The sequence below is a fragment of the Tersicoccus solisilvae genome (genome assembly GCF_014643255.1).
Taxonomy (GTDB): domain Bacteria; phylum Actinomycetota; class Actinomycetes; order Actinomycetales; family Micrococcaceae; genus Tersicoccus; species Tersicoccus solisilvae.
On sequence record NZ_BMJI01000013.1, the window covers coordinates 52,310 to 67,301 of the forward strand.

A 14,992-nucleotide genomic window follows, 5' to 3' on the forward strand; every position below is an offset into this window, starting at 1 on the left:
GTTCAGACCGCGAATCGTGCAACGATATGGCATGGATCGCACCGATCGCGCCATCATCGACATTTTGCGCTCCGATGGGCGCATCTCGAACGTCGCCCTCGCCGACCGGGTCGGCCTGACGCCGGGGCCGTGTCTGCGCCGGGTGCAGCGGCTGGAGGAGGACGGCGTGATCCTCGGCTACCGCGCGGACATCGACCCGGCGGCGGTCGACGAGGGCTTCGAGGTGATCCTCGACGTCGCCCTCCACCAGTTCGACCTGGCGACCGTCGACCACTTCGAACAGACCGTCGAGCGGATGCACGAGGTTCTCGAGCTGTTCCGGCTCTTCGGCTCACCCGACTACTTCCTCCGCGTCGCCGTCGCCGACCTGGCCGCCTACGAGGCGTTCGTCCGGAACGAGATCATGACCATCGCCGGCATCCAGACGGTGACCTCGCGGTTCCCCATGAAGGTGATCAAGTCGCTGCGCCGGGTACCGTGAGCGGCCGCTGACGCCGCCGTCGGGCGATCCGTCACCTGGAACATGCCGGCTCGACGCCGGGGGTTCACGTTCGCCCGGCATCGTTGAAGACTGGGACCTCTGTGGGCGACCGGTGAGGAGTGACGGACATGAGCGATCAGCGCGTCGAGGGATTGCGCGAGTACATCGACCAGCTGCGGGACGAGGGGTACTCGGTCCGCGACGGACACACCGCCGATCCCGATCTGATCGACCCGGAGGGCAACGCCGTCTCCACCTGGCGCGAAGGCTACCCGTACGAGGAGCGCCTGGATCGCGACGAGTACGAGTTCGAGAAGTACCTCCTGCAGATCGAGCTGCTCAAGTTCCAGTACTGGCTGGAGGACAACGGCAGGCGCGCCATCATCCTGTTCGAGGGACGGGACGCGGCCGGCAAGGGGGGCACGATCAAGAGGTTCACCGAGCACCTCAACCCGCGGACGGCGCGCGTCGTCGCCCTCACGAAGCCGACGGAACGCGAGCAGGGTCAGTGGTACTTCCAGCGGTACGTGCAGCACCTGCCCACCGCCGGCGAGATCGTGATGTTCGACCGGTCCTGGTACAACCGCTCCGGCGTGGAACGCGTCATGGGCTTCTGCAGCGACGAGGAGTACGAGCAGTTCATGATCCAGGCTCCGCAGTTCGAGCGGATGCTCGTCGAGTCCGGCATCCACGTGACGAAGCTGTGGTTCTCGGTCTCGCGGACCGAGCAACGGACGAGGTTCGCCATCCGGCAGCTGGACCCGGTGCGCCGCTGGAAGCTCTCGCCGATGGACCTGGCGTCGCTGGACCGCTGGGAGGACTACACGGTCGCCAAGGAGGAGATGTTCCGCCGGACGGACAAGAACTACGCCGCCTGGATGATCGTCCGGTCCAACGACAAGAAGCGCGCCCGGCTGAATGCGATGCGGTTCTTCCTGGGACAGTTCGCCTACGACGGGCGGGACGACAAGGTCGTGCGCAAGCCCGACCCGCAGCTGGTGATGCGAGGCAAGCGGGAGATCGCCGACGAGTGACCCGGCGATGTCCCCAGGGCCCGATGACGTCTTGGGTTCCGTCGGTGGCACCTGAGATTCTGAGGGCATGAGCCCCACCCCGCAGCAGACCGACTCCTCGACCGGCCCCACCGTCCGTGACCGCGGACTGTACGACGAGGCCCTCGACGTGCTGCACGCCCTCACCGGCAGCGCCGACGCGCGGTTCCACGCCGGCCAGTACGAGGCGATCGAGGCCCTCGTCGCGGATCACCGGCGTGCCCTCGTCGTCCAGCGCACGGGCTGGGGCAAGTCCGCGGTCTATTTCCTCGCGTCCCTGCTGCTGCGCCGCCGCGGCGCCGGGCCCGCCCTGATCGTCTCCCCACTGCTGGCGCTGATGCGGGACCAGATCTCCGCTGCGGAGCGCGCCGGGGTGCGCGCGGTGGCGATCAACTCGGCGAACGCGACCGAGTGGACCGACATCGCGGGCCGGCTGGCGGCCGACGACGTCGACGTCCTGCTCATCTCGCCGGAGCGGCTGACCAATCCGCGGTTCCGTGCCGAGCAGCTACCCGACCTGATCCGCCGGTGTGCCCTCGTCGTCATCGACGAGGCCCACTGCATCTCCGACTGGGGGCACGACTTCCGGCCCGACTACCGCCGCATCCGGGACCTGCTGGCCGAGCTGCCCGACGGGGTGCCCGTGCTCGCCACCACGGCGACGGCGAACGCCCGGGTGGTCTCGGACGTCGCGGAGCAGCTGGACGTGCGGCTGGTGGACGGTTCCCGCACGCCGCCCGACGACGGCGTCTTCACCCTGCGCGGGCCGCTCGCGCGCAGCTCCCTGCGGCTCGGGGTGCTGCGGCTGGGCAACAACACGGACCGGCTCGGCTGGCTCCTGCAGCACCTGGGGGACTTGACCGGTTCGGGCATCATCTACGCGCTGACCGTCGCGGCCGCCGAGGACACCGCCCGCGCGCTCGCGGCCGCGGGGTACGACGTGCGGGCCTACACCGGTCGCACGGACCCGGCCGATCGGCAGGAGCTCGAGGACGCGCTCAAGGGCAACCGGGTGAAGGCGCTCGTCGCCACCAGTGCGCTGGGCATGGGCTTCGACAAGCCGGACCTCGGGTTCGTCATCCACCTCGGGGCGCCGTCCTCCCCGGTCGCGTACTACCAGCAGGTGGGCCGTGCGGGCAGGTCCGGGGCGGACGCGGACGTGCTGCTGCTGCCGGGCATCGAGGACGAGAACATCTGGCAGTACTTCGCCACCGCGTCCATGCCGCGGCAGGAGAAGGCGGAGGCCGTCATCGCCGAGCTGACCCGCGCACGAGGCGCGCTGTCCGTTCCGGCCCTGGAGGCCCGGGTCGACCTGCGCCGCACCCCGCTGGAGCTGCTGCTCAAGGTGCTCGCCGTGGACGGGGCGATCGAGAAGGTCGCCGGCGGCTGGCAGGCCACCGGGGTGCCCTGGACCTACGACGCCGAGCGGTACGCCGCGATCGCCGCGGCCCGGAAGGCCGAGCAGCAGGCGATGCTCGAGTACGAACGGACCACGGGCTGCCGGATGGAGTTCCTCACCCGGCAGCTCGACGACGCCGACGCCGCCCCCTGCGGCCGGTGCGACCGCTGCACGGAGCCCTGGTACCCGGACGCCGTCGACGCCGGCAGCACCGAGCGCGCCGCCGGAGCGCTGGCCGCGGCCGGGGTGGAGATCGAACCCCGCACTACCTGGCCGTCCGGCATGGACCGCCTCGGTGTCACGAACGCCGACGGCTCGCCCGTCAAGGGCAAGATCCCCGACGCCGATCGGGCCGAGTCCGGCCGGGCGCTGGCTCGCCTCTCGGACCTCGGCTTCGGCGGCCGGTTGCGGGAGGTGTTCGATGCCCGTGCCGACGAGGCAGGCCAGGCTGTGCCGCGCGACGGTGAGCTGCCGCCGGACCTCGGTAAGGCCTGCGTGCGGGTGCTCCGCGAGTGGGGCTGGGCGCGTCGCCCCGCCGGCGTCGTGGCGCTGGGCTCCCGGACCCGGCCGCAACTGATCACCTCGCTCGCCCGCGGCCTGGCCGAGGTCGGCCGGCTGCAGTACCTCGGCGAGATGCCGGTGCGGGACGGCCACCCGGCATCCCGCCCGGGCGGCAACAGCGCGTTCCGGCTGGCCGGGGTGTGGGGCGGCCACGTCGTCACCCCCGAGCTGGCCGCCGCCCTGGCGGAGCTGGACGGGGAGCCGGTGCTGCTCGTCGACGATCTGGTCGACTCCCGGTGGACCCTCACCGTGGCGGCCCGCGACCTGCGCCGCGCCGGCGCCGGTTCGGTGCTGCCGTTCGCGCTGGCGTCGGCCGGCTAGTTCGTCGACGGATCACTTGCCAGCCGGCTCTGCGGTCCGCCGGTCCGGACAGGTCCGCGGGGTAGCGTGTGCCCGTCTGTGCTGGTCAACGGCCGGTGCGGCTTCACGTGAGCCCCGCCCGCCACGAGTCAGGAGCGCCTCGTCCATGGTCACGTTGCCCGACGCTCTTGTTCCCCCGTTGCTGCGCGTGACCGGAGCGAACAAGCCGTTCGTCACGGCCACCGGTGCCCGGAAGCGGCTGCAGGAGAACACGCTGCGGCCGGCCGCGTACGGTCCGCCGAAGCGCCTCCGCGGTGACGTCCGTGTCGACGTGGTGCAGGACCGGCACTGGCCCGTGTACACCGTCACGCCCACCGCCACCGGGCGTCCCGCGGGAAGCCTCGTGTACGCGCACGGAGGCGGCTGGGTCAACCAGATCGTGTCCTTCCACTGGCGGCTCATCGCCGACATCGCCGCGGAGGCCGGCGTCGTGGTGACCGTCCCGGTCTACCCGCTGGTGCCCTGGGGGACCGCGGGCGAGACCCGTGAGCGCGTGGTCGAACTCGTGCGGTCCAACCTCGACGCGTACGGGCCGACGTGTCTGGCCGGTGACTCCGCCGGTGGCCAGATCGCCCTCTCCGCCGCCCTCCAGCTCAAGGACGAGGGCATCCGCCTGCCCATGACCACGCTCATCTCGCCCGCGTTGGACCTGACGTTCAGCAATCCGCGCATCCCGGACGTGCAGCCGACCGACCCGTGGCTGGGCACCGAGGGCGCCACCGTCTTCGCGGAGGCCTGGCGGGGCGACCTGCCGATGACCGACCCGGCGGTGAGTCCGCTGTTCGGCGACCTCGCGGGACTCGGCCCGCTCACGGTGTTCATCGGCTCGCGCGACGTGCTCAACCCCGACGTTCAGCTGCTGGTGCAGAAGGCGCGTGACGCCGGCGTCGAGATCATCGTCCACGAGAAGGCGGGCCAGGTGCACGTCTACCCGCTGCTGCCCACCCGCATCGGCCGGGAGGCGGCGCGTGAGGTCGTGGACAGCATCGCGCGCGTCCTCTGAGCACCGGGTCGTTCTCGGGGACGTTCGGCATTGGCACCCTCGGACTACTGTGGAGGATCATGTCCGACGTCCAACCGCGCGGGCTGCGTAGGGACGCTGCCCAGAATGCGGAGCGCATCATCGCAGCGGCGACCCGATCGGGTCTCGCCGAGGGCAAGGCCGTTCCGATGGCTCGGATCGCAGCGGAGGCCGGGGTGGGGGTGGGGACGCTCTATCGGCGTTATCCGAACCGCGAGGCACTGCTTGAAGCGATGGCCGTGCGAGCCTACGGTCTGATCCTGGCCGAGGCGGAGGACGCGCTCGTTTCCGGCGAGAGCGGACTCGATGCGATCAGCCGTTTCCTGCACCAGACGTTCCGGCATCGGGACGAACTCGTCCTGCCGCTGCACGGCGCCCCGATGACCGAGCGGTCGGAGTCCGCCGCTCTCCGTCAACGGATGCGGGGCGTCATGCATGCCATCGTCGAACGCGGCCACGTCGATGGCACCGTCCGCGACGACGTCAACGCCGGAACCGTCGTCAGGTTCGGCGCGATGCTCGCCCAGCCGATGTCGAACGTCCCCCACTGGGAGGAGGCCGCCGCCGAACAGCGAGCGGTCTTCCTCCGCGGCATCGCGACCCACGCCGACTGACCGGCCCTGCTCGCCGACCTCCTTCTCGCTGTCGTCGGTGCAGGACCGGAATAAGTGGACGAAATCGTCCGTTTGCACCAGTAGCGCGAGCCCGAGGCGACGCCGAAGCAATCGGCGGCCGGACGCGTGCGCCGTACAGGAGCTGATCATGAAGGCAGTGCGTTTCCACGAGCACGGTGACCCGAGCGTGCTGACGATCGAGGAGATCGAGCAACCCGTCGCCGGTTCGGGCGAAGTTCGCGTCCGGGTGGCAGCATCCGGCTTCAACCAGGCCGACAACGGCATCCGGGCCGGCAGCCTGCCTATCCCGGTGACGCTGCCGCACACCCCCGGCTACGACGTGTCCGGGACGGTCGACGCGGTGGGGGAGGGTGTGTCCGACCTGGCGGTCGGGGACCCGGTGATCGGCTTCCTCCCGATGACCGCCGACGGCGCGGCCGCCGAGTACGTCGTTGCCGCCGCGGACGTGTTCGTCCCGGCGCCGTCGAGCATCCCGCTGACGGACGCGGCCGCTCTCCCCTCGGTCGGCCTCACCGCCTGGCAGGCCCTGTTCGACGAGGCGGCGCTGCAGGCGAATCAGCGCCTGCTCGTCGTCGGTGCCGGCGGCACGGTGGGCGGGTACGCCGTCGAGCTGGCGAAGCGGGCCGGCGCCCACGTCATCGCCACCGCCAGTCCGCGCAGCCGGGAGAGCGTGCTGGCGGCGGGCGCGGAGCAGGTCATCGACCACACGACGACCTCCGTGCTCGACGCCGTGACCGAGCCGGTGGACGTGCTGCTGAACCTGGCCCCGATCGATCCCGCGGAGTTCACCTCCCTCGTCGGACTCGTCCGGTCCGGCGGCGTGGTGGTCAGCACCACCGCGTGGATGCCGGCCCCGGACGACGAGGAGCGGGGGGTGCGCAGCGCCGTCATCTTCGTGCGCAGCGACACCGAGCAACTGCGCCGACTCGTCGGGCTGGTGGACAGCGGTGACCTGCACGTCGACGTCGCCCGGCGCGTCGGCTTCGACCAGCTCGCGGCCGTCCACGAGCAGTCGGCGGCCGGCACGCTGCGAGGAAAGGTCGTCGTCGTGCCCGACGCGGCGTGAACCCGGGTGGTCGTCGGCGGCCGGAACTGGGCCACCGTTTCCCTGCGTTTACCATCGCGGGAGACGGCGAGGTACTCGCATCGGGGGCGAGGAGGCACGTGTGCAGCAAGCCCTCGTCACCGACCCAGAGGGGTATCCGGTCCGCTTCGAATCCGCCGGCCCGCGGAGCCGCCGCACGCTAGCCGATCGTCCAACGGTCAGGGCTGCAACCGCAGTACGAAGACGTCGCCGGCGACCATGGCCTCGCAGAGCGATGCGTGCAGGGTCTTCAGGTCGTCGCCGGTCATCGCCGTGGCCGGCGACGGGCCTGACCGGTCAGTTCGTGGGCTCCGTAGCTGTTGTCGTCGGGGTTGATCGTCACACCGGGAGCCACGAGCTGGTCGATGCGGTCGAGCACGTCGTCCGACAGGGTGATGTCCGCGGCCGGCAGGTAGGACTCGAGTTGCTCCATCGTGCGCGGTCCGACGATCGCCGAGGTCACGCCCGGGTGGTTGATGACGAAGGCGATGGACAGTTCGATCAGGCTCAGCCCGGCGCTCTCGGCCAGCTGCGCCAGCTCCTCGACGACGTCGAGCTTGCGCTGGTTCGCCGGGGCGTCCATGTCGAACCGGGCGCTCGGGCGGGCCGAGGAGGTCGGGGAGCCGGGCGCGTTCTTCCGGTAGCGACCGGAGAGCCAGCCGCCGGAGAGGGGGCTGTAGGTCAGGGTGCCCATGCCGTGCCGCTGGGTCGTGGGCAGCACGTCCTCCTCGATGCCGCGGACGAGGATCGAGTACGGCGGCTGCTCGGTGACGAATCGCGCGAGGTTGCGGTCTCGGGACGCCCACTGCGCTTCGACGATCTGCGACCCGGAGTAGGACGAGGAGCCGACATAGCGGACCTTGCCCTGCCGCACGAGGTCGGTGAGCGCGCCGAGGGTCTCCTCGACGTCGGTGTCGGCGCTCGGCCGGTGCACCTGGTACAGGTCGAGATGATCGGTCTTCAGCCGGCGCAGTGAGTTCTCGACCTCGCGCATGATCCAGAGGCGGGAGCCGCCCCGGTGGTTGACGTCGTCGTCCATCGGCATGAAGAACTTGGTGGCGAGCACGACGTCGTCGCGCCGTCCCTGCAGCGCCTCCCCGACGATCTCCTCCGAGACGCCGGCCGAGTAGACGTCGGCGGTGTCCACGATATTGATCCCGGCGTCGAGGGCGCGGTGGATGATGCGGGTGGCGTCGGCGCGGTCGTCGTTGCCCCAGGGGCCGAACATCATGGCGCCGAGGCACAGCGGGCTGACCTGGACGCCGGTGCGTCCGAGCGGGCGGTGTTCCATCGTTGACCTGCTTTCGATTGTCGTACGGATGCCGGGTTTCCCCGGTGCGGCGGTGGTCACCGCCGCACCGGGGGAACCTGCTGGGGGTGTCGTTCCAGGGTTACGGGCGGACGAGCACTTTGAGTGCTTCGCGGTCGGCCATCGCCTGGTATCCGGCGGGGACGTCGTCCATGCCGACGGTGCGGTCGAACACCTTCCCGGGGTCGATGCTGCGATCCAGCACCAGTGGGAGCAGTTCATCGATGTAGGCCCGGGCGGGGGCGACACCTCCGGTGAGGGTGATGTTGCGCATGAACTCGGGGGACCCGAGGGGGACGTCGGAGAACTGCGGGGCGCCGACGCGGCTGATGACGCCACCGTCGCGGACGACGCCGATGGCCATCTCGATCGCCGACTTCAGCCCGACGGCCTCGAGGACGACGTGGGTTCCGTCACCGCCGGTAAGGTCGCGGACTCGGGTGATGCCCTCCTGCCCACGCTCGGCGACCACGTCGGTGGCCCCGAACTCGCGGCCCAGATCGGTGCGGGCCCGGTGACGCCCCATGAGGATGATGCGGGAGGCGCCCATCAGTCGGGCGGAGATGACCGCGGACAGCCCAACGGCGCCGTCACCGATCACGGCGACCGTCTGACCGGGCTCGATGTGTGCTTTCTTCGCCGCGTGGTATCCGGTCGACATGACGTCGGACAGGCTGAGCAGCGAGGGGATCAGTTCCTCGTCGAAGCCGGACGGCACCACGACGAGAGTGCCTGAAGCCTGCGGTACCCGGGCGAATTCGCCCTGGCCACCGTCGTCCTGCCCACCCCAGTGGGCACCGTGCCGGCAGGAGGTCTGCAGTCCCTCCTGGCAGAAATCGCAGGTTCCGTCGGACGCGACGAAGGGCGCGATCACGAAGTCCCCGATCGCCATCCCGGTCACCTCGGAACCGAGCTCCTCGATGACCCCGACGAATTCATGACCCATACGGGCCCCTTCGTCCGTGTCCGGCATCGACGCGTAGGGCCACAGGTCGCTTCCGCAGATGCAGCCGGCGACGATCCGCACGATCGCGTCGGTGGGTTCCTGGATCGTGGGGGCGGGGACGTTCTCGACGCGCACGTCTCCCGCGCCGTACATCAGTGCTGCTCGCATGGGGCGAACTCTCCTTTGATTGCTGTGCTTGCGTGACCGTTCAGATCTTCAGTTCACACCTGTGGCCCGCGACGTGGGAGGCACAGGCGTTCCAGGTACTGGCAGTCCCCCACAGGGCTGGGCCGTCAGGCGGCGGCCTCGACCTTGGTGGCCGTGGGCGGGTTCTTTCCGACCCGGCGAGCCAGGTCGGTGGGGGCGACGAGGGCCGCCACGACGACCAGGGCGAGGAGCAGCAGGACGCTGCCGGTCGTGAGGGCCACACCGACCTGCCCGGCCAGGTGAGGGGCGGTGCCGGCGGAGCCGGGCACGGTCGCGGCGGCGGCGACCGCGACCGCCAGGCCGAGAGAGGTACCGACCTGGTGGAAGGTGTTGACCAGCCCGGACGCCGCCCCGGCGTCGGCGGCCGGGGCGCCGACGAGGCCGAAGGACGTCAGGGGGGCGAACGCCAGTCCCTGCCCGGCGCCGATGAGGATCATCGGGGCGGCGACTCCGGTCCAGTACTCCGTGTCCACGCCCACCCGGCAGAGCCAGGCCATACCGACCAGGGTCAGAACGATGCCGGCCAGGAGAGGCACGGAGCCGGGCAGTCGGCGAGTCAGCCTCGGGATGCTCATGGCGACGACGAAGTTGATCGCCGTCATCGGCAGGAAGCCCAGGCCCGCCTGCAGGGGACTGAAGCCGAGGACCTCCTGCAGGAACTGGGTGGTGAAGAAGAAGAACCCGATCATCGCCCCCAGGTAGAGCAGTCGCGCCACGTAGGCGCCCGCCCGCCGCCGGCTGGCGAACAACCGCAACGGCATGATCGGCTGGGCCGCTCGGCGCTCCACCCCCACGAATACGACCAGGAGCCCGACGCCGGCGCCGACCGATCCGACCGTGATCGGGGAAGCCCAGCCGCCGTCGACCGTGTGAATGATCCCGAAGACCAGCGCGCCGATGCCCAGCGTCGCGGTGAGGGCACCGACCAGGTCGAACCGTCCCCGGGCCCGGCCGGTCTCGGCCAGGAACCGGGGAGCCAGGACAATCATGAGGATCCCGAGCGGCACGTTGACGAAGAACCCGGCCCGCCACGAGATCCCCTGGGCCAACGCCCCGCCGATGACCAGGCCCAGACTGGCGCCGATACCGGCAGTCGCTCCGTACCAGGCGACGGCCCGGGTCCGCTCGCGGCCCTCCGGGAAACTCGCGGTCAACAGCGACAGCGACGCCGGCGCGACGATGGCCGCGCCGATCCCCTGGATCGCCCGGCCGGTGATCGCCCACCAGCCGGCCGGGGACAGGCCGATCAGCAGCGACGCGGCGGAGAACACCACCAGGCCGGTCACGAAGACCCGGCGGCGGCCAAGGAGGTCGCCCGCCCGGGCCCCGAGCAGCAGCAGACCACCGAAGACGAGCGTGTAGGCGTCCTGGACCCAGGACAGCGCCCCGGCCGTCAACCGCAAGTCGGCCTGCAGGCTCGGCAGGGCGGTGAAGATCACCGAGTTGTCCAGCAGGATCATGAAGTAGCTGACGAGGATGATCGCCAGGATCGCCGCCGGGTGAGCGGCCGTGGCCGTGGTGCGTCGCATGCTCCCAGCCAACCGTCCCTGCGCCCGCCCCGGGAGTCACGGCTTTTCCGAGTACCGGCAGTGCCTCCCTCCCGCGATCGCACCCCCGTAGCGTGGTGGCCATGACGAATGCGGACGACGTACGGAAGTTCCTGACCTCCCGTCGGTCCAGGATCACCCCCGAGGAGGCCGGCCTGCCCGCCTGGGGCGGCAACCGCCGCGTCACCGGGCTGCGCCGTGAGGAGGTCGCCATGCTCGCCGGGATGAGCATCGACTACTACATCCGCCTCGAACGCGGCAACCTCTCCGGCGCCTCCGACAGCGTCCTCGAGTCCCTGGCCCGGGCGCTGAAGCTCGACGACGCGGAGACCGCCCACCTGTTCGACCTCGCCCACGCCGCCGCAACCCCGGCACGGGTCCGACGTCGACGCAGCCCGCTGACCGTGCGACCGAACGTGCAGCAGGTCCTCGACGCGATCACCGCCGCCCCGGCCTGGGTGCGCAACGATCGCGGAGACGTCCTCGCCACCAACGAGCTCGGCCGCGCCCTCTACCTGGACCTGATGGCCGACGGCGGTGCACCCCCGAACAACTGCCGGTTCACCTTCCTCAATCCACGGGCACGGGCGTTCTACGCCGACTGGGAACGCGCCGCCGACGACATCGTGGCCATCCTGCGCTCCGCGGCCGGGAAGAACCCCTACGACAAGGACCTCACCGATCTGATCGGGGAGCTGTCCACCCGTAGCGAGGAATTCCGGACCCGGTGGGCCCGCCACGACGTGAAGTATCACCGCACCGGGCGCAAACGCCTGCACCACCCGATCGTCGGCGACCTCGACCTCAGCTTCGAAGCGCTCGAACTGCCCGCCGACCCCGGACTGCGCATCAACGTCTACACCGCTGATCCCGGCACGCCGTCCGAGGACGCGCTGAAGGTCCTCGCCAGCTGGGTGGCGACCCAACGAGCAACGGAACGGGACCCCGACAGTCAGGCCGCTGACCGAGAAGACGACGTGAGCGAACGATGACCGACCACACCACCACCGTGTTGATTCTGGGCGCGACCGGCAGCATCGGCCGACCCGCCGTGTCCGAAGCGCTACGGCAGGGCCATGCGGTCCGCGCCCTCGTCCGCGACCGCAACCGCGCCGCCCGGTTGCTGCCCGACTCCGTCGAACTCGTGGTCGGCGACCTGACCCAACCCGACACCCTCGATCCCGCGGTCGAGGGCATCGACGCCGTCGTCTTCACCCACGGCACCACCAACGAGCGTGACGTCCGGGACACCGACTACGCCGGCGTGGCGAATACTCTCAAGGCGCTCGGTCCCAACCGCGCCAGAATCGCCCTGATGACCGCCATCGGGGTGACCCGGCCCGGCCTTGCCTACGCGGAATGGAAACTGCGCAGCGAACGGCTGGTCCGCGCCAGCGGTAACCCGTACACCATCGTCCGACCCGGCTGGTTCGACGACAACGACGCTGACCAGCGGACCCTCGTCATGCTCCAGGGCGACCGCCGCCAGTCCGGCGGCCCCGCCGACGGCGTCGTCGCCCGCGACCAGATCGCCCGCGTCCTCATCGACAGCCTCAGCACGGCGTCCGCCGATCGCAAGACCTTCGAACTCGTCGCGGACAGAGGCGAGGAGCAAACCGACCTCTCCCCCGTCTTCGCGTCACTGATCCCGGATCCAACCGGAGCACTCGACGCCGTCGAGGACAGCGTCAACCTGCCACCCGAGCGCGAACCCGAACGATTCCGGCAGGACCTTGCGGCCATCGCCGCCGGCAGCGCGGGACCGGCAGTGGCCCGCTGACGAAGGGGTGGGACCGCGACTGGCCCGTCGCGAGCCTGGACCAACCCGAAGGGGAGCAATCAGATGAGCAACGTCGTCGTCATCGGCCCTGCCCCACGATCTGAAAACCAAGACGACCGAGGAGAGATCACGTGAGTGACAGCAAATTCGACCAGATGTTCCCGCTCGGGCAGACCAACGATGCCTTCGCGGAGAACTTCATCGGGCAGAGTTACCTCGCCCCGCTGACCGACGGGAGTGTGCCGGTCAGCAATGTCACCTTCGAGCCGGGATGCCGCAACAACTGGCACATCCACCACGGCACCGATGGTGGCGGCGACCAGATCCTGCTGTGCACCGCGGGAAGCGGCTGGTACCAGGCCGAAGGCGAAGACCCCGTCAGCCTGGTCCCGGGCTCGGCGGTCCGCGTCCCGTCCGGCACGAAGCACTGGCACGGCGCGACGGCCGACACGTGGTTCTCCCACCTGGCCTTCGTCACTCCGGGTGGAGACGTGAGCAACGAGTGGCTCGAGCCGGTCACCGACGAGGTGTACGGCCAGCTGCCGAAGAACGGAGAGAACGCATGAGCATCCTGAACGAGACCTACACCCTCTCGAACGACATCACCATCCCGAAGCTGGGGCTGGGCACGTGGTTCATCGACGACGACGAAGCCGCTCAGACGGTACGCGAGGCGGTGCAGATCGGCTACCGCAACATCGACACGGCCCAGGCATACGGTAACGAGGCCGGCGTCGGTGAAGGCGTGCGGACCAGCAGTGTTCCCCGTGCAGAGCTTTTCGTGTCCACGAAGCTGGCCGCCGAGATCAAGGACTACGACGAGGCCACGGCCGCGATCGACGCGTCCCTGGCAAAGCTCGACATCGATTACATCGATCTCATGCTCATTCACGCCCCGCAGCCGTGGGACGACTTCCGCGGCGGTGACTACTCCGAGGGCAATCGGCAGGCCTGGCGGGCACTCGAGGAGGCCCACCGAGCCGGGAAGATCCGCTCGATCGGGGTGTCCAACTTCCTGCAGGAGGACCTGGAGAACATCCGGGCGCACGGCACGGTGAGCCCGCAGGTGAACCAGATCCTCGTCCACGCCGGCAACACGCCCAGTGACCTGCTCGCGTACTGCCATGACAACGGGATCCTGGTCGAGGCCTACTCGCCCATCGCGCACGGGGAAATCCTGAACAACGCCGCGGTCCGGGCGATCGCCGAGAAGTACCGGGTGAGCGTGCCGCAGCTCTGCATCCGCTACACGCTTCAGCTGGGCACCGTCTCCCTGCCGAAGACCGCGAACCCCGACCACCTGCGCGCCAACGCGCAGGTCGATTTCGAGATCTCAGCGCAGGACATGGACGCGTTGCGGAACCTCCACGAGCGCGACTACGGCGAGCACAGCGCGTTCCCGGTGTACAGCGGCAGGTAAGAGGACAGACCCATGGCTGAGAAGGTGACGGCGGGCAGGGACACAGGGAGCGCGCCAGGAACAACGGGGTCGCCGCCGAGGAGATGGCCCAGGCCTTGGGCCAGCCGGCATGGAATGCGCCGCACGGTCCAAACAGCGCGTATCGAGAGCCGAGCGGGCGCGCCCCCAGAGCACGCCCGCCCGGCTCTCAGCTCTGGTTGCTGAACGCGGCGTCGAACGACTGGGCCGACGGGCTGAAGTCGTACTTCCTCAGCGTGGCGAGCGCCTCGGGGGCGCCCTCGAGCCGGTCCATGCCGGCGTCCTCCCACTCGATCGAGATCGGGCCGTCGTAGCCGATCGCCGTCAGTGCGCGGAACGCGGACTCCCAGGGCACGTCGCCCCGGCCGGCGGAGACGAAGTCCCAGCCACGGCGCGGGTCGCCCCACGGCAGGTGCGAGCCCATCACGGTGTTGCGGCCGGTCATACGCAGCTTCGTGTCCTTGCAGTCCACGTGGTAGATCCGGTCCTTGAAGTCCCAGATGAAGCTGACCGGGTCGATGCCCTGCCACATGAAGTGGCTCGGATCCCAGTTCAGTCCGAACGCTTCCCGGTGCCCGATCGCCTCCAACGTGCGCACCGTCGTCCAGTAGTCGTACGCGATCTCGGACGGGTGCACCTCGTGCGCGAACCGGACGCCGCACTCGTCGAACACGTCGAGGATCGGATTCCAGCGGTCGGCGAAGTCCTGGTACCCGGCGTCGATCACCGAGTCGGGGACGGGCGGGAACATGGCCACGTACGGCCAGATCGACGAGCCGGTGAACCCGACGACGGTTTTCACGCCGAGCGCCTTCGCCAGCCGGGCGGTGTGCTGGAGCTCCTCCGCGGCGCGCTGCCGCACGCCCTCGGGGTCGCCGTCGCCCCACACTCGCGGCCCGACGATCGCCTGGTGCCGGAAGTCGATGGGGTCGTCGCACACCGCCTGGCCCTTGAGGTGATTGGAGATCGCCCACACCTTCAGGCCGTGCTTCTCCAGGACGGCCAGCTTCGACTCGACGTAGCCGGGCTCGTCCCAGCGCCACGCGTCCAGGTGGTCCCCGGAGACGGCGATCTCCAGGCCGTCGTAGCCCCACGACGCGGCCAACCGGGCCACCTCCTCGAAGGGCAGGTCGGCCCACTGGCCGGTGAACAGGGTGTACGGGCGGGGCATC

Annotated in this window: 14 protein-coding genes; 10 read left to right on the top strand and 4 right to left on the bottom strand. The window is 70.1% G+C overall.

Features of this window, described 5'->3' with window-relative positions; all coding sequences use genetic code 11:
* The first annotated feature begins 31 nt into the window (after window positions 1-31).
* The 6 genes from IEX22_RS10675 (at window position 32) to IEX22_RS10700 (ending at window position 6,575) form a co-directional block, all read left to right on the top strand.
* Complete coding sequence (locus tag IEX22_RS10675) at window positions 32-481, top strand: Lrp/AsnC family transcriptional regulator (protein WP_188668387.1); 450 nt, start codon at window positions 32-34, stop codon at window positions 479-481.
* Window positions 482-609: 128 nt separating this feature from the next.
* On the top strand, window positions 610-1,515 hold the full coding sequence (ppk2, locus tag IEX22_RS10680; RefSeq protein WP_188668388.1) for a polyphosphate kinase 2: 906 nt from the start codon (window positions 610-612) through the stop codon (window positions 1,513-1,515).
* Between the two features lie 67 nt (window positions 1,516-1,582).
* A complete protein-coding gene (locus tag IEX22_RS10685; RefSeq protein WP_188668389.1) occupies window positions 1,583-3,814 on the top strand; it encodes a DEAD/DEAH box helicase in 2,232 nt (743 codons plus the stop codon).
* Between the two features lie 145 nt (window positions 3,815-3,959).
* Entirely contained in the window at window positions 3,960-4,856 is an 897-nt protein-coding gene (locus IEX22_RS10690) for an alpha/beta hydrolase fold domain-containing protein (protein ID WP_188668390.1), read from the top strand.
* A 59-nt stretch (window positions 4,857-4,915) separates the two neighbouring features.
* Complete coding sequence (locus tag IEX22_RS10695) at window positions 4,916-5,488, top strand: TetR/AcrR family transcriptional regulator (RefSeq protein WP_188668391.1); 573 nt, start codon at window positions 4,916-4,918, stop codon at window positions 5,486-5,488.
* 148 nt (window positions 5,489-5,636) lie between these two features.
* Entirely contained in the window at window positions 5,637-6,575 is a 939-nt protein-coding gene (locus IEX22_RS10700; RefSeq protein WP_188668392.1) for an NADP-dependent oxidoreductase, read from the top strand.
* Between the two features lie 283 nt (window positions 6,576-6,858).
* Here IEX22_RS10700 and IEX22_RS10705 read toward each other — a convergent pair whose 3' ends face one another.
* The 3 genes from IEX22_RS10705 to IEX22_RS10715 form a co-directional block, all read right to left on the bottom strand.
* Window positions 6,859-7,884, bottom strand: coding sequence for an aldo/keto reductase (locus IEX22_RS10705; RefSeq protein ID WP_188668393.1), 1,026 nt, complete (start codon window positions 7,882-7,884; stop codon window positions 6,859-6,861).
* A gap of 100 nt (window positions 7,885-7,984) precedes the next feature.
* Window positions 7,985-9,016 (bottom strand): zinc-binding dehydrogenase, encoded by a 1,032-nt coding sequence (locus IEX22_RS10710; RefSeq protein ID WP_188668394.1) that lies wholly within the window; start codon window positions 9,014-9,016, stop codon window positions 7,985-7,987.
* A gap of 125 nt (window positions 9,017-9,141) precedes the next feature.
* Entirely contained in the window at window positions 9,142-10,584 is a 1,443-nt protein-coding gene (locus IEX22_RS10715) for an MFS transporter (RefSeq protein ID WP_188668395.1), read from the bottom strand.
* Window positions 10,585-10,685: 101 nt separating this feature from the next.
* Here IEX22_RS10715 and IEX22_RS10720 point away from each other — a divergent pair, with 101 nt between their 5' ends.
* The 4 genes from IEX22_RS10720 to IEX22_RS10735 all read left to right on the top strand — a co-directional run bounded on the left by IEX22_RS10720 (window position 10,686) and on the right by IEX22_RS10735 (window position 13,802).
* Window positions 10,686-11,594 (top strand): helix-turn-helix transcriptional regulator, encoded by a 909-nt coding sequence (locus tag IEX22_RS10720; protein ID WP_188668396.1) that lies wholly within the window; start codon window positions 10,686-10,688, stop codon window positions 11,592-11,594.
* A complete protein-coding gene (locus tag IEX22_RS10725) occupies window positions 11,591-12,382 on the top strand; it encodes an SDR family oxidoreductase (protein WP_188668397.1) in 792 nt (263 codons plus the stop codon). The genes IEX22_RS10720 and IEX22_RS10725 overlap by 4 nt, the downstream gene beginning before the upstream one ends.
* A 131-nt stretch (window positions 12,383-12,513) precedes the next feature.
* A complete protein-coding gene (locus IEX22_RS10730; protein WP_188668398.1) occupies window positions 12,514-12,948 on the top strand; it encodes a cupin domain-containing protein in 435 nt (144 codons plus the stop codon).
* Entirely contained in the window at window positions 12,945-13,802 is an 858-nt protein-coding gene (locus tag IEX22_RS10735) for an aldo/keto reductase (protein WP_188668399.1), read from the top strand. The genes IEX22_RS10730 and IEX22_RS10735 overlap by 4 nt, the downstream gene beginning before the upstream one ends.
* Before the next feature lie 187 nt (window positions 13,803-13,989).
* Here IEX22_RS10735 and IEX22_RS10740 read toward each other — a convergent pair whose 3' ends face one another.
* Window positions 13,990-14,991 carry a sugar phosphate isomerase/epimerase family protein gene (locus tag IEX22_RS10740; protein ID WP_188668400.1) on the bottom strand — a complete coding sequence of 334 codons (1,002 nt, stop codon included), beginning with the start codon at window positions 14,989-14,991 and terminating at the stop codon, window positions 13,990-13,992.
* Window position 14,992 lies beyond the last annotated feature (1 nt).